We start from the raw sequence: 20,394 nt of genomic DNA on the forward strand, positions 1-20,394 counted from the left end.
TTATTCCCGATGGATAATTACAGTATAGCGTTAATAATTATTAATTTCAATTTTCAGTTCAACCGTGCATAGACAGTGTTATAGCAGGTGTAAAATTTCGCTTGGCAACAGTCATTGCTCGGAGATTGGGTTGAGAGACAACTTATTTGCATAGTTTTGAAATATAGGGCGTCCATGGAAGTAAAGGCAGTAAGTTCGGCGAAATATGTAAGTGCAAGTTGCTGTTACCCATTTTGCTTAGCAATGCCATTGAGATCGGCAAGCGACTGAAGGAGGCCAAGGACCTGCTCCCCCATGGAGAATGGGGAAAATGGCTGGTTGAATCGGTGAGCTATTCCCAGCGCACAGCCAACAGACTGATGCGGCTTTTTGAAGAATATGGAGATAAACTGTTTGCTTCCGGCGCTGACGGCGGCAGCTCAAATTCGCCAGTACTGGCGAATTTGACCTACCACCAGGCCTTAACCAACACAACAAAGGGCCTATGCGTCGGGAATACTCTCCTTATCAGTACTGAAATATCCTTATTAGAATTATTGTTTTTCTAACCTTCCACAGGATTAATATGCTATACTTAAGTTAGAATACCCTAACTTAAGTATAGCAAGTAAAGTTATTGAAAGAACAGGAGAAAACAAATGATTATTAAGCAAGATCAATCGCCTAACTGTTGCAGCGATAGCTGCTGCCACAACCATTCTTCCGATTCTGAAAAAGACTGCGCTCATTCTCACGACCCTCTGACAATCACTAATGAGGAAATAGACGTTTTGATGGATCTTGTACAGTGCAGTTACTTAGCGGTCAGCCGCTTTGTTATGAGTAGCAGTAAAGAGGACGAAGCTAGATTTGTTTCTCTCGAACCAGTGTATATAAATGCTTTTGACGACAGCATGGAAACTGTGAAAGAGATTGGAACGGTTTTGTCAGAGCTTGAGAAAAAGCGGCTTATCTCTCTGGACTACGATATTCCCCTGGAGGACTATGACTACACACTGCATTCAAACTCGGTTCTTTTTGCATACTTCACAGAAACAGTTAATGAGGGGAAGAAAAACCCGAGCTTTCTTTGCGACACAGCAGAAATTGAGCTTGGCAGCATAGCGCTCACTGAGTTGGGAGAGAAAGTCTCAGCGCAGATTAGGCATGAATATAACTCTGCCAATAAAGCAATTAAACCATTGGTGTGATTTTAGTGATATGAATGACGTTTCTATGCATTTTATAACAAGAACAAAATGACAATACATGAAGAAATACTGAATGATTATTATTATCTAACTCTTGGATTCATACTGACGGCCATAATTACTACGCTATATTTTATACTCAATATTGGTAATGATTAATACCTCACTCACTCACTATCGTGAGCAAGGGGGCTTAGAGGCGGGAGACTTTGGTTACAAGTTAAAAAACCACATACTTAGATATTGACTTTCATTATCAATTACGGTAAAATCAAGGTACAGCAAATCAGCATCAAAACGATTTGTGATAAGGCAGATAAGCAAGCAACTAATTAACATAATCAAATTATCAAGGAGATGAGCATGATGTCTTTAGCGAGAGGAAAGTTAAATACGCCTTATACAGTGAATCGCGTTAATACAGATCACGAAGATATTCGTGAGTTCTTATTTACGCTGGGTTGTTATCCAGGTGAAAAAGTAACTATTATTTCAAAATTGGCATCTAACTACATTATTAATATCAAAGATGCAAGGTACAGTATAGACGAGGATTTAGCAAACGCCATTTTGGTATAAATTATTTTATTTATCATTACCTTAGGGTAATGATAAATAAAAGTTAGATGAAACTAACTATAGGGTAGTGCTGAATAAAAGTTAGATCAGACTAACTATTTGAGGAGGAAATCATGAAAATAGCTTTAGCAGGAAATCCCAATAGCGGAAAAACGACATTGTTTAATGCTATTACGGGTAAGATCGAGCATGTAGGAAACTGGGCCGGGGTTACCGTGGAGAAGAAAGAAGGGGATGTTAAGCAGAGTCTTAACCCAAGGAACGAAGACTTAATTGTGGTGGACTTACCCGGCGCATACTCCATGTCACCATACACAAGTGAAGAGTCGATAACCAGAGACTTTGTACAAAACGAAAATCCTGATGTTATTCTAAACATAGTTGATTCTACAAATTTAAGCAGAAGTTTGTTCTTTACTACACAATTACTTGAACTAGGGATACCTGTCGTTGTTGCACTTAATAAGAGCGATTTGACAGATAAGAAGGGCAATACAATAGATATTCCGGCATTGAGTGATGCACTTAAATGCCCCGTTATTCAAACCATTTCGACGAAAACAGCAAATAACGGTTTGCTTGAACTGTTGAATGCTGTAATAACGCTTGGTAAGTCAAACAAAAAGCAAAATTCCCCTAATATTGGAGGGGTAAAAAAAGCTTTAACAAAAGAAGAATTTGAAAAAGTTGATAAAAAACGATATGCCTTTGTAAACAATATTGTTACGGAAGTCGAGAGAAGAAAGGTAAGCTCGGAAAAGCAAACCATGCAAGATCGGGTTGATAGGATAATCGCTCACAAATGGCTGGGGATTCCGATCTTTGCAGTAATAATCTGGCTGGTATTCTCGATCTCCCAGTCCTGGGTTGGACCACTATTTGCAGATATTTTTGTCGGGTGGATAGACTTGTTGTACGAAGGTGTAGCCTCACTACTAGGAGAAAACGTAAACCCTGTTGTTGGTGCCTTGCTTCTTGATGGTATCATTGGCGGTGTCGGTGCTGTCATTGGATTTTTACCCCTAATTATGGTGTTGTTTTTTTGCTTAGCCCTATTGGAAGACAGCGGATATATGGCTCGTGTAGCTATTGTCTTAGATAGATTCTTTAAAAAAGTTGGATTATCAGGCAGATCTATCATACCTATGATTATTGGTACCGGTTGTGGGATACCTGGAGTTATGGCAACAAGAACCATTAAAAACGAAAGACAAAGACGCACTACTGCGATGTTAACCCCATTTATGCCTTGTGGAGCAAAACTTCCAATAATTGCACTTTTTGCCGGTGTCTTTTTTAACGACAATAGTTGGGTTGGAACTTCAATGTACTTCCTTGGGATTGTAGTAATAATTATAAGTGCACTAATTATTAGAAAAATTACAGGAGATTATTCAAGGTCATATTTCATAATGGAGCTTCCTGAATATAGATGGCCAAGTATAAAGCGAGCTTCTATATCCGTGTTAATGAGAGCAAAAGGATTCATTATCAAAGCAGGTACAATTATTCTTGTTTGCAACGCTGTAGTACAAATATTACAAACGTTCGACTGGCAACTCCAAGTAGTTGCAGAGACCGCGCCGGAGACAAGTATATTGGCAAGCATTGCATCACCCTTAGCGATATTATTTATACCGCTTGGCTTTGGCCTGTGGCAGTTTGCAGCTGCAGCAGTAACAGGATTTATCGCAAAGGAAAATGTAGTCGGAACGTTAGCTGTTTGCTTTAGCATAACGAACTTTATCGATGTCGAAGAATTAGCACTTGTTGGCGGCAGTGCAGAAGTGAGTACGATATTTGGTATTAGTGCAGTAGCCGCACTTGCTTATCTGGTATTTAATCTCTTTACACCTCCATGCTTTGCGGCGATAGGTGCCATGAGGTCTGAAATGGAATCCCCTAAGTGGCTTTGGGGTGCCGTTGGTTTCCAACTGTGTATGGGTTATGTATTGGCTTTCCTTGTATATCAGATAGGTACTTTAATAACTACTGGTACATTTGGCACAGGATTTATCGGGGGGCTAATCGCTGTGGCTATTATAGTAGCGAGTGTTGGTTACTTTATGAGAAAAGGCAGTAAGGGCACACAAATATCTGCCGAAATGAAGTCGGTGAAAGTATGAGCACAGTTGATTTTATAGTTATCGCAATAATAGCCGCCCTCATTGCACTTGCAATATATAAAATTGTCATGGATAAGAAAAAAGGTGTAAAGTGTTCTGGATGCAGCGGGTGCTCCGGATGCTCGGATAAGCACCTACAGGAATAGTAGCCAGCCGGCCTTCTCCAATATGGGTAAATTATTGGAGAAGGTTTTTTTGTCGATTGGAAATCAGTATTGAAAAGCTTATTCACTGCCGATAGAAATTAAGAAAAGCACAACCGTATAATGTTAAAAGGGGAGCCAATACTTGCTCGATGCATTGACAGCCATGGGATTATTTGAAAAAGCCGGGGAGCTCTATCAGAATACTGCGCTGTCTAACAAATACCTTGTAAAAGGGCGAGAACTGTTTATTGGCGAACATCTTATCATTTCCAACAGAACTACTGGTTTTATCGATCTTGACATTGTAAAACTCGTCAAGGAAGGTCCGAACAGCGGGTATGAGGACACGCAAGGACTCGAAGCGTATGACATGTCTGAATGGAGCATTATAATTGAAAAGGTCAATAGAATTGCCTTTTATAAAAGGCGTTTTTTTAGACTACTAAGTTAGATAAGACTAACTTAGTTAAGCGCAAAATTGGAGGAGTAGGCTTATTATACTACTCAACTAGCAAAGAAAATAAATGATAACAATTATCATTTACATTACGCAGTAAATATAGTAAAATTAAGAGTAACAACAATATAGGGTCATGCATTTGCTTCGTACCATGCAATTAAAAGGCTCTTTGAACGGCCTTTTATCAAGAGAGTAATGGAGGTACATAACCGAATCATAGGCAAGAGCTCAGTCTTGGGAAACAAAGACAAATTAATAGCAGGAATTTTTTTGCGCTTAGTTGATAATGGTTATCAAATAAAACATGATTAAATGATAAGAAAGGGCGGTTGTTAATGAAAGAGTCAGTCAAAGATTATTGGAGCGACACATGCAATAGAAAAGCAATGGCAGAGGCTGCAAACAAACAAGTCAGGGAGGCATATGCTAATGCGCGGATAAAAGAGGTAGGTCAAGCTAAAAAGAAAGATGATTTAAAGGTGACTGGTGCAGATAAACCGTTTGTTTTGATTTCATCTGATGACTTCTGGGGCGACGGGCAGTGGCTTAGATATTGGGAGGAAAGAATGAAAGCTTTTGATTTAGAACTGTAGCCAAATTAAAAATGGAGCAAAAGGATGCCTACTAAACAGTTATTGGAATGTAACCAGAACAAATAGATTTTTGCACTTCAATAGTAGTATCTTAACTAAGACAATAAAAGAGTGAAAGAGGGCGTGAATGTCTTGACAGCTTTAATAATGGATAACGGTGTTAAGTTTACTCAAATTACAGATTTCAAATTAGTTGATATGTTTATTAAAAGTTTACTAAGTTTAGTAGAACGAATGGGTATCAAAGGAACTGTCATAGTTGACTTTTCTCAAGTAAGTGTGAATAGGGAATCTGTTGAAAGATCTATTCGTGGCAGTAAGCTAAATTGTGATGGTAATCTGCCTTGCTTAATCACCAGATATTAATGTTAGGTCCAACAACTTGATATTTAGCACAATTTGATTCAAATGATGTTGCAGATTATGAAAGGAGATAGAAAGATGAATTCTCCTCACAATTGATCGAAAAGAAATCCTATCACAAAAGGATTTCTTTTTTTAGTTCTCAAGTGTACTTGATAAATCAAAGTAAATAGCATATACTAAAAACAGACTAAGGTCGGTTTATGGAGGTACAAAAGAAATGGTCAAAACAGCAATCAAATATAAGTCTAAAAAAAATGAGCTTGTTGAGATCGCAGAAAAATTATTCTTAGAAAAAGGATATGAAGAAACAAGTATTGAGGATATTTTAAAAGCTTCTGGACTTTCAAAGGGCGGCTTTTATCATTACTTTAAATCAAAAGAAGAAGTGTTGGCGGAAAGTATCAATAATTTTGCAGAAAGTTTACTCAAAGAGCTTGAGCCCATCATTGAGGACCAAGGACTTAATGCTTTGGAAAAACTAAACCGGTTTATGGAAAAAAAGATAGCTTTCCAGAAGCCCAGAAAAGAACTAATAAAATACCTATTTATGGTAATGAAATCAGATTTTTCGTTCTATAAATATTGTCTAATAATCGCACAAAAGTATGTTGATCCATTTACCCGAATTATTGAGCAAGGGGCTAAAGAAGGTATTTTCAAGGTTGAATTTCCTCGGGAAACTGCAGATATCTTGTTAAGAGCTGTGACCTCTGTCCCACAAAGTATATCCTTCAGAGAATATATCGAGGACAAAACCAAATCATTAAAGTATAAAGCTTCAATGGAAGCGATAATAGCTAGGGCTCTCGGTATAGACTGCAAGGAAATACGAATATTTTGAGGATGAATCGATGTAGATAATAAGTTAAGGAGGTGGCTCTTATGGCAAATATGGTGAAAAATTTCAAAGAATTGACACCTGAGCTTCAAGCCTTGGCAGGCGGAAAAGGCTGCATGCTAGCCAGAATGTATAAGAAGGGCTATCCTGTGCCGGAGGGTTTTGTTGTTTTACCATCAGCATTCCAGGAGGAAAAGCTAAATAATGGAGCATGGAACGAGATCCGAGCTTCCTTGGATGCAGTAAGAAAGAATAACATAGAAGCGCTTTTTGCAGTAAGGTCATCTGCCTTAAGTGAAGATTCCGTTCAAGCATCTTTTGCAGGTGAGTTTGAAACGGTTCTCAATGTAGAAACGGATAAGGAGATACAAGAAGCGATATATACGGTTTTCAGATCTAGAGAGTCTGAGAGAGTAAGGGCATACAGCTCTGTTCAAGGGATAGAACAGGCACATCAGATCGCCGTGGTAGTTCAGTTGATGGTAAAGTCTGAACTTTCCGGGGTTTTATTTACTGCTGATCCTATAACAGGCAGTTACACAAGTATGATAGGTAATTATGTCCATGGATTGGGGGAACAGCTCGTATCTGGGGAAGCCAATGCTTATGAATTCAAATTGATTAGACCAAAAGGGAAATATGACGGTCCAGATGCGTTTCAGAAATATGCCTCAAAGCTTTATCAGTATGCAGCAAGGCTCGAGAAAGAACTGAATAGTCCTCAGGATATTGAGTGGGCTGTGGCCGATGGGAAACTATACTTGTTGCAAGCGAGACCTATCACCACATTGACAGGGGGTAATTTGGACACCTATGAAATGAATTATTCCTTTATGGGAGATGAACTTTGGATCAATACCAATGTGGCGGAGGCAATACCTGATGTTTATTCTCCATTTACCTGGAGTATTGGAAGACAATTGGATGAGTCTCTTAATTTTATTCCCGGATACTATATATTTTCAGGCAATATCTGCGGAAGACCCTATATGAACATCAGCAGAAGGGTATCAATGATAACGTCTATGCTTGGCAAGTATTCTAAAGGTGCATTAAAGCTAATCACCGATATGTATGGAGAATTACCTGATGGTATGAGCATGCCACTTCGCCCATTTTCACGGTTAGAGGTGCTTAAAGTAATGTTGCCAGTTGTGGTAAGCGCATCAAAAAGTACACTGGAAGCTTCTAAAAATTTGTCCCAATCCCTTAAGCAGACACCTGAACGATGCAGTAAGTTGAGGGAAGGTATTACAAGAGTAAAGACAAAGGAAGACCTATTGTCTTTATGGAAGGAAGAGCTCCAGCCCTATTTCCTAAAAGCATGGTCACGTGCTGGGGCTTCTGCTCTTAAAATGACGAATATCACTACATTGGATAAAAAGCTTACAGAATTAGTAGGAACAGAAGACTCTAACATCATTCTTTCCAATCTGAGGGGAAACTCTGAGTTGGCAAGCCTCGGGCCGGTTATAGGCATTTCCAAGGTCATTAAGGGACAAATGAGCAGGGAGGAATACTTGAGGAACTATGGCCATCGGGGAGCACATGAGTATGAAATGTCGATACCCGATCCCATGGAGGATACAGAGTGGCTGGAAAAACAGATTGAGGAATCTATTAGGTCGAATATAGATGTTGAGGGACTTCTAAAGAAGCAGCATACGCAATATGAAGCTGCTAAGATGAGATTTGAGGAAAATTATCCCAATAAAGTGAGGTGGCTTGAGAAACAACTTAAAAAAGCTTCCGAAGGCGCTCGTCTCAGAGAAGAAGGACGTTCAGAGTTTGTTAGGATATTTAGGGTAGTTCGTGCTTTCGCTCTTAAGGCAGGAGAACTTACGGGTATAGGGAATGATATATTTTTCCTCTATATTGATGAAGTGGAAGATCTGCTTTCTGGAAGAGCTTCGAAAGTTACCCATATTCCCGCGAGAAAAGTAAATTTCGAGAAATATAAAGTAATGCCGCCCTTTCCGTCCATTATACGAGGACGCTTTAACCCTATTGAATGGGCGAAGGATCCCAATCGAAGAATGGACTATTATGACGCTTCAATGCCAATTGTCAGTGCAGATAATTCCAAAACCCTTTCAGGGTATGCTGGAGCAGCCGGCAGAATAGAAGGAATTGTACGCATCTTATTTAATTCAGAAGAGGGGGATAAGCTTTTACCGGGTGAAATACTCGTTGCAGTAACCACAAATATAGGGTGGACACCTCTTTTCCCTAAAGCCGCAGCAATTATTACAGATATCGGGGCACCGCTGTCCCATGCTGCTATTGTCGCCAGAGAACTAGGTATTCCTGCAGTAGTAGGATGCGGCAACGCCACTACAAGGCTTAAGACCGGAGACCGGGTTATCGTTGACGGCGGGCATGGAGTTGTGCATATCTTAGATTAATGTCTGCTTTATTGCATGGAGTGTTATGGGGGGATATTTTTGATTTGTATTGCCAGCACGTTTGGACGGGCTGGCATTTTTTGTATTCGTTGGAATTAGATTGTCAAGAGAGTTTCTTGACCACTCTGGTCATTTGCTATATAATAAAAATTGACCAGAGTGGTCAATTGCCGTTGGTAGTTACAAAGAAATGAGGTGGTTATCATTTATTCGAAATTTAATAGTTTAAAACTGGAGAAACGAGAACGTATTATTAATGCAGCGCTTAAAGAGTTTGTCCGAAATGGGTATGAAAAGGCTTCGACAAACGAGATTATCAAAGAAGCAGAAATATCAAAAGGATCATTATTTAACTATTTTAATAGTAAAAGGGAATTGTATTTGTTCTTGCTTGATTATGTGGTTGAGGTTATTGATAAAATCTACGCTGAAGTGGATTGGAGTGAAAGAGATCTTTTTATAAGAATGAAAGAAATAGGATTAATTAAGTTAAAAATTATGAAGAAATATCCGCACGCATTCAATTTTCTTAAGACTGCAGCCCATGAGGATGCATCAGAAGTGAAATCTGAAGTCGCTAAAATAGGTAAGTATCTCGTTGAAAGCGGTACCGAAAGAGGGTATAAAAATATAGACTTGACAAAATTTCGTGAGGATATTGATATTCAAAAAACGATGAATATTATTGTTTGGACGATATTAAGTTTTGCAGAGCAACAAAGGGATAAAGTGAATTCCTTTGAAGATATCGATATGGAAGTGCTTAAGGAATGGGATGGTTATTTTGACATAATGAAACGGTGTTTTTATAAGAAGGAGGAACAATAATATGTTTATTAATATTTCAAACCTAAAGAAGAGCTACACATCGGGTGTGGTTATCACTGAAGTTTTAAAGGGAATCGAGATGAAGATAGACAAGGGGGAAATCGGTGTCATCCTCGGGCCATCAGGTTCAGGGAAATCCACACTGATGAATATTATTGGTGGGATTGATCGCGGTGACAGCGGGCGGGTCATTGTTGATGGGATCGAGGTAAACAATTTAAATGACGACAAGCTGACCGATTATAGACGTGAGCACATAGGTGTCGTCTTTCAGTTCTATAACCTCGTGCCCAACCTTACCGTTGGGGAAAACATTGAAGTCGTTTCCAACATCAGCAAATCCCCTCTAAACACTGACGATGTTTTAGCGGCGGTCGAAATGCAGGATAAAAAACACCGTTTTCCAAGGGAGTTGAGCGGTGGTGAGCAACAAAGAGTTTCCCTTGCCAGAGCCATTGTCAAAAATCCGAAGCTGTTACTTTGCGACGAGCCAACGGGTGCCCTTGATTATCAGACGTCTCGCAGCATATTGAGGCTTTTGGAGCTGGTGAACAAAAAATTCGGTACAACCATATTGATGATCACGCACAATGCTGCGATTGCCGCTATGGCGAACAGGGTATTTAAGCTGCGCAGCGGACAAATCGTAGAAGACGTGGTTAATCAGGGGATTGTTCCTGCGGAAAGGATTGAATGGTAATGGTCATTAATAAGAGAGTCAAGCGTATTTTGCTCGAAAATAAAGCACAGTATATAGGGTCAATTGTGCTGATAATTTTAAGCTGCTTTGTGTTCACCTTAATGAGCCAGTTTGCAGGTAATTTTGAGCGACTGGCCAGTGAATTTCAGGACGGATATGTGCAGGAAGATGCTGCATTCAGAGTAGACCAAAGCATTGACAACTTGCAGGAGCTTGAGTCAGCAGCCAACGCGGTGATCGAAGAAGGTAAAACTTTCGACTATAAGACTTCAGAAGGGAAAACCCTGCGCATCTTCAGCCAAAATGACAGGGTCAACATCCCGGCAATCGTCGAGGGTAAAGAATTAAGTGGAAGCGGCGGTATACTCATCAACCCGGCTTTTGCTGCTGAAAACAACTATAAAATCGGCGATGAACTGAGGATATTGGATAAATCCTTTACAATTGCAGGTATTATGGCGCTGCCGAATTATATCTATCCCTTGCAATCAGAAGAGATGATGATGCCGCTGCCAGGCTTTGGCATAGCAGTCATTAGCAAGGCGGATTTTGCCTCCTTTAATCAAGGGAGCAATTTCTACGCAGTGAAGTATAACGATGCTGATCATAATCCTCGCGCCCAATCAGCTGAGTTCAGAGGACTGCTTGAGAGCCGAGGCATTAATATTCTACAATGGACAAACGTCGAAGATAATAAGCGGGTCAATATCGTTGATGCAGAGGTTGATATCCTCAATCTTGTGAGTAAGGGTGTACCGACTGGAATTTTGTTGTTGGCCATTATTTTGATCGGCAACCTTATTGGGCGAATGATCAATCGCGAATCAACGATCATTGGTGCATTATATGCCTTAGGTTATAGAAGAAAGGAGCTCTATCGCCATTATTTGATATTTCCGCTCTTGATAGCCATTATCGGAGGGGTAATCGGGACCATTCTCGGTACATTCCCGGTACGTTTCATGGTCTCTTTTATGTTTACTGCCTTTAATATGCCTCTGACTGGAATTGAGTACAATCCGATCAGTATGATCATCAGCCTGCTTTTGCCGATTATCCTTCTCGGCTGTAGTAGCTACTATGTCATACGAAAAGAGTTAAAACATTCGCCCGTAGAGCTGATGAAAGGTAAGAAAGAAAAGAATAAGGTCAATTTTTTGGAGCGGGTGCTCAAGCTTGAAAAACTCAAATTCCCTAAAAGGTTCAAAATCAGGGAACAGTTGAGAAGTTTGTCCCGGCTCGCTTTCCTACTCTTTGGTGTTGCCGTAGCGACAATGCTTTTGCTTTGGGGTTTTACTCTCAAAAGTGGTTTTGATGACCTTCTTACAGGAGGCAGTGTATACACTTTTGAGTACGAGTATAAGTTCGATAAGCTGCGCTATGAGCCGCTTCCGGCGGGCGCCGAACCCTTATCAGCATCGTTGTTCGTGTCGGAGCCTGAGGATAAAAGAGATTTTTATGTCACTGGCGTCAAGCCAGATGCAGCGCTGGTTACGCTTGTAGATGAATCCGGCACCCATTTGACTACTAATCAAGTCATTATAACAAAGCCTCTGGCTAATCAGCTGGAATCAAAGCAGGGTGATACCGTAAACATCGTCAGAAAGCTGGATGGGCGCATATTTTCGGTGAAGATCGATGCAATAGCAGATACCTATGAGGGAAAATTTATCTTCATGCCGCTGGCGGATTTTAATCAGAAATTCGAGATGCCGGAAGGAAGCTATATCGGTGCATTTAGTAATGTGCTACTGAATATCCCTGGAAATCAGTCATACAGTGTAGTGTCTTTGGACGAGAAGTTAGCTGCCATTAGAGAGGTTATGGCGCCTATGCAGTCGATGATTAGTGGCCTGGCGACGATGGCGTTTATCATCGGAATGATTGTTATCTATCTTGTGACTTCGATGATCGTTGAGGAGAACAAAGGCACCATTTCCCTGATGAAGATTTTTGGTTACCGAAAGAAGGAAATCAATTCATTGATTCTGAATAGCTCGACGATCGTTGTTGTGATTGGATATATTATTGGCATACCGTTGACTCTTTCAGCAATAGGGGTATTGGTTCAATCAATGGAAAATAGCGTTGGCTTGTCGTTGCCGCCGCTGAAGATCAATCTGCTATATATTCTAATTGGGTTTATTGTTGTGATGATTTCCTATGAGTTGTCGAAGCTGATGTGCAGGAAAAAAGTCAATGCTGTTTCTATGAGTGACGCTTTGAAATCAGGAATGGAATAGAAAAGTACTCTCAGCTACTATACCAATAGAACAATTTCGGGTAGTCCTGTCCGCGGGAGTAGTGGAAGGCCGGACCTGGGTAGTGTTATCTTGAAATCAGTATTTTGAACAGCACTCGTGTTTTTGCTTGGAACTTGAACCTTTGTTGTGTTTAATTGACTATGGATGTGTTTGGTTGTATTATTGTACTGGAGGTGACCTCATGAAGAAATTGTTTACGGCTCAAGAATTGGCGGAGATGCTTAATTTGTCGGTAGAAACGATCTGGAGGTATACCCGGCAAAAAAAGATCCCCACGATTGAACTGGGAGAGAAACAATACCGGTATGAAAAAGAAGCCGTACTAGCTGCTTTGGCTGGAGGAAACCTATCTGTTAAAGAAGAAGGTCATGTATACGCCAAGCAGGGTGATTATACCTATGAGGATTATTTGAAGCTTCCAAAAGAGCTTGGCTATCGGTTTGAGATCCTAGAAGGATTTCTGGTAAAAGAGCCATCGCCTTCGATACATCATCAGCGATTATCGCGAGAACTGGGACGTCGGTTAATGACTTTCTTTGATAATTATGATCCAGAGGGAGAACTCTTTTTTGCTCCCTTGGATGTTACTTTGACCATCAGTAATGTAGTACAACCGGATATATTATTTATCTCCGGTGCCCGCAGGGAAATTATGCGTCAAGAACGTATCGACGGTCCTTGTGATTTGGTGTTGGAAATTATGTCCCCGACAAATCGCCGGAAAGATCGCTTACGGAAGATGGAAATATATCGTAAGGCAGGGATCCCTCACTATTGGCTTGTGGATCCTGAGGAGAGCACATTGGAAACTTTTAGGCTTAAGGATGGAAGTTACACCCTGGTATTTGCAGGGGGACCGGGCGACAAATTCACACATCCTGATTTTCCGGGGTTGGCCTTGGATCTGGACAGGGTATTTTACAGACCTGTATTCGAGTGATTTTCCTCAGACTTCTTACCTATTACAGCAGGGCCTCTCGAGCAAAGCCTCGAGAGGCCTTTTTTAGAGATGGTTTTCAATTTTACCTCAAACCCCAATAAGCATATCGATCGGCATGTTTTTATTGGGGACTTTACTTATTCAGATTGACTGATATTATTAAAACAAGTATTTAAGAGGTATTGAAGGAGCTTCCAGATGTCAGATCAAAACCGCGTTAAGCCCCAGCGATTGTATGTGAGGTTGTGGAGCAGGGTTTATCAGTTATTATTTTTGGCTTATACAACAGTTCTCATCTGGGAGCTGTTTCTTGGGAAATATCGTTCTCATGGTGGACCTAGACGCTATAACTTAACTCCTCTGAAAACAATCGCGAGCTATATTGAAAACTATGAGAGTTTTGGAGTCAGTATCGTCCTAATCAATCTGGCAGGCAATATTGTGGCTTTTATGCCGTTGGGATTTTTACTGCCTCTTGTTTTCAAAAGAACGAGGCGATTGATCGCTATAATAGGAATCGCCCTGCTCACCAGTATTACGGCTGAAATCTGCCAATATATATTTAATGTCGGAGGCTTGGATATCGATGATGTACTGCTTAATACGATTGGTGGGGTATTGGGTTACTTAGTTTACCAGGCTTCAAAGAAAATGTTGCCTTATCTTAACTGATGGATTTATGAGTAAGAAAGAAAAGAAAATCCGGGGTGTTGCTTTATCACTTAACTAATTCAGCCAAAGTATTCATGAGTTCCCTGATTTGTTCGCCGAAGGCGGTGCTTTGATTAATTACTTGATCAGAAGCCGGAGCTTATTGTGAAAAAGTAAACAAGGAGGAACGTAATGACTTATTTGAAAAAACTACTTGTAATCTTACTGGTAACATTCTTCGCAGTCACAACCATCTCCAGCACAGCGGCAGCCCAACCGAAGACTCTCTATCAAACTAGTTCCCAACATACCATCACAGATGGAGCAACTTTGGAACATATTTCACGGTTTACAGCAGAGGGTTGGTTAAATATCAAAGTTTTACGTATGGATACCACAAATCCTAATATCAAAATAGATACCTTGGCTAATAACCAGACCACGGATCAACTTTCTACAATACTTGCCTTAGCGGAGGAAAATGGTGCAGTTGCTGCCGTGAATGCCAGTTTCTTCAATCCGATGGATAAAGGTACCGGATATCCTGACGGACCCATTGTACGAGCAGGAGACCTCTTAGCCACATCTGGATGGTACAATCAAAACAGTGATGAAATGGCTTCGCTCTCTCTCGATAACGCAGGTCAGATACTCTTTAACTACTGGAAAAACACCCTTACCTTAACCGGATACAACAATGCTTCATTTGCGGTGTCTCAGTACAACCAGCCTAGCCGTCAGCAATATAATGATATTACCGTGTTGGATAATAAATGGGGACCTGCCACTCTCGGCACCTCTGAAAAGTATCCTGATTTAGTGGAAATCCTTGTATCCCAGGGACAGGTGATAGAAATTCGACAAGCTTTGCCGGCAGCAACCATGCCTGCCAAAGGTTATGTTGTGATTTCCCGGGGAGAACAAGCTGTCGAACTTCTGGAAACCTTCAAGCCGGGAGATTCAGCAACATTCACCGTTACCTCCAACCCAGACTGGTCTGATCTGCAAATGTCTGCAACCGGGTCCTCCATGCTGGTCAAGGACGGTCAGATTCCCGAGACCTTTTCTTTTAGCACTGTCAGTTTTAATAATAAGAACCCTCGAACCTTGGCCGGAAGCTCAGAGGATGGAAAACTACTAATTTTAGTCACGGTGGATGGCAGACAGGATAACAGCGTCGGTCTCACCCAGACCGAGTCCGCGCAACTCATGCTGGAATTGGGAGCCTACAATGCTCTGATTTTTGATGGCGGCGGATCTACTACCATGGCAGCTAGAAAGTCGGGAACTTCCACCTTAGATATTGTCAATATACCTTCTGAGGGTTCTTTGCGTTCTGTTGCGAACGGTATCGGAGTTTTTTCTCAGGCCCCCTCCGGTCCGCTAGCTAAGCTGATCTTGGAAACTGAGGACGCTAATGTTTTTGTTCATACTTCGAGAAAATTTACACTTAGGGGAGTGGACAGTTTTGCTAATCCGGCAGAGGTTAATCCTCAACAGATAGAATGGAGTGTGAGCGGGGTTGAAGGGAGATTTATAGATGATCAATTTCAGCCCACTTCTGCAGGCAAGGGTAAGATAATTGCCAAAGTAGGAGAATTAACAGCGGAGTTGGATATCCTTTCCTTAAGTGCTCCCGTCAAGCTTAGACCTAGTCCAGCTAAGTTAGAGATACCTCTTGGACAGAGCCAAACCCTTCAGGTAACAGGCTACGACCAACAGGGCTTCAAAGCGATAATTCAGCCGGAAGATGTTCAGTGGGCAGTAAGCGGAGAAATTGAAGATTTTAAAGAGGGAATTCTTAAAGCCAATGCAGTTGGTGCAGGATATATCGAGGCAAGCGTCGGGGATGTTCATGCCTATATTGTTGTATCGATCTATGCAGATTCTACCAATACAATCTATTCCTTTGAAGATGACCAGGCTTTCTTCCAAGCCAACCCGCAGATAGCCCGAGGTACTTTTCAGCTTTCCACAGATCAGATTCATGGAGGAAATACTTCAGGAGAATTAGTCTATGACTTTTATGAGAGGCAAAGTTCAAGTGAAGCTTCGTTAGTTTTCACGGAAGCAGGGCTTGCGCTTGATTCTGACACTTCCCACTTAGCCGTCTGGCTATACAATACGCATAAAAGTTCAAACCGGGTCCTCGGTGAAGTCCTAGATGACACAGGGGAAAAACATCAGTTTGTAATTGCTGCCAAACTAGATTGGACAGGTTGGAAGAGAATGGAGGTTTCCCTGGAAAAAATCCAGCCAACCAATTTAGTGAGACTCTATGTGCAAAATATTGATCCTGCTGAGGGCTGGGGGAAGATTTATTTTGACGACCTTACGGCAAAGGTGGTAAAACATCCGGTAATGGACCAAAGCCAAACCCCTCAGGATACAATCCCCCTAGATGAGGCCAACAGGACAACAAATTACATTTCAGGTCGCGAAAGTTTTAAGTTTTCAGTTTTTGGCAGTAGGCAGGAAAGCTATAATACTATGGAAGAGCAACTGTTGAACAAAATGACAAAGTATATAAATAAAAAATTGGACATGGCGGTTTATACTGGAAGCCAAGCTCCATCCGCTGTCAGAAATATAGAAAAACCTGTCCTAATTACTGAGACTGGATATAGAACTCATAATTATAAGAACAGTAGCTTCATTCAGTTAGATATCAGCAAAGGTGGACTTCGGAGAAGCGACCCTGAACAATGGCTATGGTTGTTCAAGGAGTTAGACGCCATGACTGGCAGCAATGCTTTTATCGTCATGTCAGGTGCTCCGGCTACTTTCATTAATGCCAAAGAAGGTGATTTGCTCAAGGATACTTTGGCCGAATATCGGAAGAAAACCGGAAAAAATGTCTGGGTCTTGTTTCAGGGAAATGTAAATCAAAGTGAACTGGATAGGGGAGTTCGGTATATTTCCTGTGCTGGTTTTAGTATTCCTGACTTTTCTCCAGAAAAGCCGACTGCAGCAAAATTTCTTGAGGTGACGGTAATGGGTAATGAGATAACCTATGAATTTAAAAATCTTTTGGGAGAGAGCACATCCCAATAGGTCATTGCTGTGAGGAGAGTTTTTCATTGAGTATGGAAGGAAGTTGGTCGGACTTCCCTCCATGGGATCACTTCTGAGTTACAATGAATAATATAGACTACATAACCAATATAGTCATTATTTCAGAGTAGCCTGACATGCCGCTGCCGCTGCACCAACAGATGATGAAAATGGGTCCTTTGGGTCGGGCGGCTTCGCCCACATCCGCTCACCCAGCATTCCGAGGCTCGCCCACTCGCCGGCGCGGGGCTCCGCTTCCCCGCGCCAGCTTTGTGGGCTTTTACCGCCTCTCCATGCAATGGGTTCACTCCTGTGGATCGAAGCCGCCTTCCTTTTGAGTCTATGAATTCTTGAGAATGTTTTTTAGGCGTTTTTCAGAGTATAGACATAGTGAAAAGGCTTAGGAGTGCTCATTAATGCATTCCTAAGCCTTTTTGTGTATAGATGATATTCTTCAAAGATCGTGCTAGCTGTTAACCTTGTCCATCCAGCCGAATTCATCAGGGACGCTGCCATACTGAACTCCTGTGACAAAGTCAAATAATTTTTTCGAGAATTCACCGGTTTGATTATTGTTGATCTTGATTTTTTGCCCTTTCCAAGAAAGCTCACCGACAGGGGATATGACGGCAGCTGTACCAGTGCCGAATACCTCTTCAAGCTCTCCTTTGGCATGGGCTTCATACACTTCTTCAATAGAAATCTGACGTTCTGTTGCTTTCAAGCCCCAATTCTGGGCTAATTCCAGCACGGTATGACGAGTGATTCCGCCTAATATACTACCGCTTAGCTCTGGGGTGATGATTTCACCCTTAATCTTAAAGAAGATGTTCATCGTTCCTACTTCTTCAACATATTTGCGGTGGACTGCATCCAACCATAAGACCTGGTCAAAACCTTCGTTATGGGCTTCGGCTTGAGCGGATAGGCTCATGGCATAATTGGCTGGAGTTTTGGCTTGTCCGAGTCCGCCTTTAGTAGCACGAACATACTTATCTTCTACTTTGATGCTTACCGGATTAAAACCATTATCATAATAGGCGCCAACAGGAGAGAGAATAATAAACAGTTTATAAGTACTTGCTACCTTTACCCCAATGTAGCCATCGGTAGAAATGATGAATGGTCTTATATAGAGCGAGGTGCCCAGTGTGCCGGGGATCCAGTCTTTTTCTAATTCCAATAGCTTAAATAAGCCCGCTTGAACTTCCTCAACGTCAATTGGGGGTATGCAAAGATGACCAGCTGATCGATTGAAGCGATTTAGATATTGCTTTGTTCTAAATACTGCGATCTGATTGTTTGCGGCTCTAAAGGCCTTCATCCCTTCAAAAATTGCTTGCCCATAATGAAAAACAATGGTTGCAGGAACGAAGGCAAACTCACCATATGGAATGATCCGTGGAGAATGCCATCCTTTGCCGGTCTCATAATCCATGACAAACATATGGTCTGTGAAAATTTTTCCGAAACCAAGCTTGTCATCAGTGGGTAATACTCCCGGTTTGTCTACTTTATTTACGATAATATCCGTCATAACAATTGCCTCCAAAACTCTTTTAGGTATCTTATAAATCATAATCCTTGTAAGACAGTTGTTCAATACTAAAGATAAAAAATGTTCGACTATTGACCATGTATACTGTGTACATGTTGCCTAGATAATATGCTTTATATACTGTTAGCTGGGGTATTATACTTTTTGGGTAAAGGTTATGGAGATTTTCATGCGGGATAACGATTGATTGTGATATCGGGATCATTAAGCCATACTAATAAATAACAATAAGTTATCAATCTCTATTGACAGATTTAGGTTAACAAGATACAATTTCCTAAACACAAAACCTTTGAACAAGAGAAGTACGAAAAGTTGGGTGTATCCAGAGAGTTGCAGGCGGTGGGATTGCAACAGCATAGATTTTTCTGAATGGGCTTGTGAGGGCAGCTTGAAACTGCGATGCAGGAGTAGACGCTGACGGGAACCCCGTCCGTTATCAGTGGGGTGCATATGATAGTATGCAAAATGAGTGGGCGATTCTATGAATCGTCAATCAGGGTGGTATCGCAGAAGTTTAAAAGCTTTTGTCCCTTTAAGGGGCAGAAGCTTTTTTATTTTACCCTAAAACTCAATGAGATTAAGAAAGGAGTTCTCATCATGGTATTAAGAGGTGATATCAGATGGTCTTTGTACTAAAGCAGAATGTTTCGCAGGAAAAAATTAGCCAATTTGTTCAGAGGATTGAAGCTGAAGGATATTCCACCTTTATAAGCACGGGAACTGAGCATACTGTAGTCTGCCTGATTGGAAACACTGCAAAAATCGATGTTGACTTTATCGTTCAAACAAACGAAATTGTAGAATACGGTAAGCGTGTGACTGAGCCTTATAAAGCTGTTAATCGAACAGTCCATCCAGATGATACTCTTGTTAAAGTAGGAGATATAACCATAGGAGAGGGCTTTTTTCAAGTGATTTCTGGCCCCTGCTCAGTAGAGAGTGAGGAGCAAGTTGTTCAAATCGCCAGATCTGTCAAGGCCAGTGGTGCAACTTTATTGCGAGGAGGTGCATTTAAGCCGCGTACATCACCTTACGCATTCCAAGGACTGCAGGACATGGGGATAAAATTTCTTCTTTCCGCTAAGAAAGAAACTGGGTTGCCAATTGTTACTGAGATTATGAATCAAACCCAATTGCCACTCTTTGAGGAAGTTGATGTAATTCAGATCGGTGCACGCAACATGCAAAATTTTGATCTGCTCAGGGAAGTTGGACGATGCAAAAAACCGATTCTTCTAAAAAGAGGTTTATGTAATACCATTGAAGAGTTTTTAATGAGTGCAGAATATATTATGTCTGAAGGAAACACGCAGATCATATTATGTGAAAGAGGAATTCGTACTTTCGAAACTATGACAAGAAATACGTTGGATCTTTCGGCTGTTCCATTATTAAAACAAAAATCACATCTGCCAGTGATTGTAGATCCAAGCCATGCTGCCGGAATCCGCAGTTTAGTTGCTCCTTTATCCAAGGCTGCCATTGCGGTTGGAGCAGATGGTCTGATGATTGAGACCCATAATAACCCTGCAGAGGCTTTAAGTGATGGTGCTCAATCACTGGATCTGCCGCAGTTCTCAACTCTTATGAATGATTTAAAGCGGAGAGTATCTTTTGAGGGCAAGATCAATAACTAAACCGTTCTAAAAATGCATATAGAGAATAAACCGATGAAGCGGAGATAACGTTATAA

Annotated in this window: 17 protein-coding genes, 1 pseudogene and 1 other annotated feature; of the genes and pseudogenes, 17 read left to right on the forward strand and 1 reads right to left on the reverse strand. The window is 41.1% G+C overall.

The annotated features are described in order from the left end of the window. Positions 1 to 203: 203 nt before the first annotated feature. The 16 genes and pseudogenes from M8E35_RS18480 to M8E35_RS18555 all read left to right on the forward strand — a co-directional run. Positions 204 to 464, forward strand: a pseudogene (locus M8E35_RS18480) (DUF3102 domain-containing protein); the annotation flags it as partial. 174 nt (positions 465 to 638) lie between these two features. After that, a complete protein-coding gene (locus M8E35_RS18485) occupies positions 639 to 1,190 on the forward strand; it encodes a hypothetical protein (protein ID WP_252471064.1) in 552 nt (183 codons plus the stop codon). A 363-nt stretch (positions 1,191 to 1,553) separates the two neighbouring features. Continuing rightward, positions 1,554 to 1,769, forward strand: a complete 216-nt coding sequence (locus tag M8E35_RS18490) for a FeoA family protein (protein WP_252471066.1) — start codon at positions 1,554 to 1,556, stop codon at positions 1,767 to 1,769. 113 nt (positions 1,770 to 1,882) lie between these two features. Next, the gene (feoB, locus tag M8E35_RS18495) at positions 1,883 to 3,895 is read left to right on the forward strand and encodes a ferrous iron transport protein B (RefSeq protein ID WP_252471068.1); all 2,013 of its coding nucleotides are present in this window, start codon (positions 1,883 to 1,885) and stop codon (positions 3,893 to 3,895) included. Then, the gene (locus M8E35_RS18500) at positions 3,892 to 4,041 is read left to right on the forward strand and encodes a FeoB-associated Cys-rich membrane protein (protein WP_252471071.1); all 150 of its coding nucleotides are present in this window, start codon (positions 3,892 to 3,894) and stop codon (positions 4,039 to 4,041) included. Before feoB ends, M8E35_RS18500 begins: the two co-directional genes overlap by 4 nt. Positions 4,042 to 4,183: 142 nt before the next feature. Then, positions 4,184 to 4,492, forward strand: a complete 309-nt coding sequence (locus M8E35_RS18505) for a dimerization domain-containing protein (protein ID WP_252471073.1) — start codon at positions 4,184 to 4,186, stop codon at positions 4,490 to 4,492. A gap of 344 nt (positions 4,493 to 4,836) precedes the next feature. Beyond that, entirely contained in the window at positions 4,837 to 5,094 is a 258-nt protein-coding gene (locus tag M8E35_RS18510; protein WP_252471075.1) for an NADPH-dependent FMN reductase family protein, read from the forward strand. A 132-nt stretch (positions 5,095 to 5,226) separates the two neighbouring features. Continuing rightward, positions 5,227 to 5,460, forward strand: a complete 234-nt coding sequence (locus M8E35_RS18515; protein WP_252471077.1) for a hypothetical protein — start codon at positions 5,227 to 5,229, stop codon at positions 5,458 to 5,460. 217 nt (positions 5,461 to 5,677) lie between these two features. Then, complete coding sequence (locus M8E35_RS18520; RefSeq protein ID WP_252471079.1) at positions 5,678 to 6,301, forward strand: TetR/AcrR family transcriptional regulator; 624 nt, start codon at positions 5,678 to 5,680, stop codon at positions 6,299 to 6,301. A gap of 41 nt (positions 6,302 to 6,342) precedes the next feature. After that, on the forward strand, positions 6,343 to 8,703 hold the full coding sequence (locus tag M8E35_RS18525; RefSeq protein WP_252471081.1) for a PEP/pyruvate-binding domain-containing protein: 2,361 nt from the start codon (positions 6,343 to 6,345) through the stop codon (positions 8,701 to 8,703). 195 nt (positions 8,704 to 8,898) lie between these two features. Continuing rightward, on the forward strand, positions 8,899 to 9,531 hold the full coding sequence (locus M8E35_RS18530) for a TetR/AcrR family transcriptional regulator (protein ID WP_252471083.1): 633 nt from the start codon (positions 8,899 to 8,901) through the stop codon (positions 9,529 to 9,531). A gap of 1 nt (position 9,532) precedes the next feature. Next, on the forward strand, positions 9,533 to 10,231 hold the full coding sequence (locus tag M8E35_RS18535; RefSeq protein ID WP_252471085.1) for an ABC transporter ATP-binding protein: 699 nt from the start codon (positions 9,533 to 9,535) through the stop codon (positions 10,229 to 10,231). Further along, positions 10,231 to 12,474 (forward strand): ABC transporter permease, encoded by a 2,244-nt coding sequence (locus M8E35_RS18540; RefSeq protein WP_252471087.1) that lies wholly within the window; start codon positions 10,231 to 10,233, stop codon positions 12,472 to 12,474. The genes M8E35_RS18535 and M8E35_RS18540 overlap by 1 nt, the downstream gene beginning before the upstream one ends. A 202-nt stretch (positions 12,475 to 12,676) precedes the next feature. After that, positions 12,677 to 13,435, forward strand: a complete 759-nt coding sequence (locus M8E35_RS18545) for a Uma2 family endonuclease (RefSeq protein ID WP_252471089.1) — start codon at positions 12,677 to 12,679, stop codon at positions 13,433 to 13,435. Between the two features lie 198 nt (positions 13,436 to 13,633). Continuing rightward, on the forward strand, positions 13,634 to 14,107 hold the full coding sequence (locus tag M8E35_RS18550; RefSeq protein ID WP_252471091.1) for a VanZ family protein: 474 nt from the start codon (positions 13,634 to 13,636) through the stop codon (positions 14,105 to 14,107). A 171-nt stretch (positions 14,108 to 14,278) separates the two neighbouring features. After that, positions 14,279 to 17,140, forward strand: coding sequence for a phosphodiester glycosidase family protein (locus M8E35_RS18555; RefSeq protein ID WP_252471093.1), 2,862 nt, complete (start codon positions 14,279 to 14,281; stop codon positions 17,138 to 17,140). A 466-nt stretch (positions 17,141 to 17,606) separates the two neighbouring features. Here M8E35_RS18555 and M8E35_RS18560 read toward each other — a convergent pair whose 3' ends face one another. Further along, complete coding sequence (locus M8E35_RS18560) at positions 17,607 to 18,677, reverse strand: branched-chain amino acid aminotransferase (RefSeq protein WP_252471095.1); 1,071 nt, start codon at positions 18,675 to 18,677, stop codon at positions 17,607 to 17,609. A 304-nt stretch (positions 18,678 to 18,981) separates the two neighbouring features. Next, positions 18,982 to 19,236 (forward strand) — a binding site (T-box leader). 85 nt (positions 19,237 to 19,321) lie between these two features. Between M8E35_RS18560 and aroF the strand changes: the two genes are divergently transcribed. After that, the gene (aroF, locus tag M8E35_RS18565) at positions 19,322 to 20,338 is read left to right on the forward strand and encodes a 3-deoxy-7-phosphoheptulonate synthase (protein ID WP_252471097.1); all 1,017 of its coding nucleotides are present in this window, start codon (positions 19,322 to 19,324) and stop codon (positions 20,336 to 20,338) included. Positions 20,339 to 20,394: the final 56 nt, after the last annotated feature.

The organism is Desulfosporosinus nitroreducens, from assembly GCF_023897015.1.
Taxonomy (GTDB): Bacteria; Bacillota; Desulfitobacteriia; order Desulfitobacteriales; family Desulfitobacteriaceae; genus Desulfosporosinus; species Desulfosporosinus nitroreducens.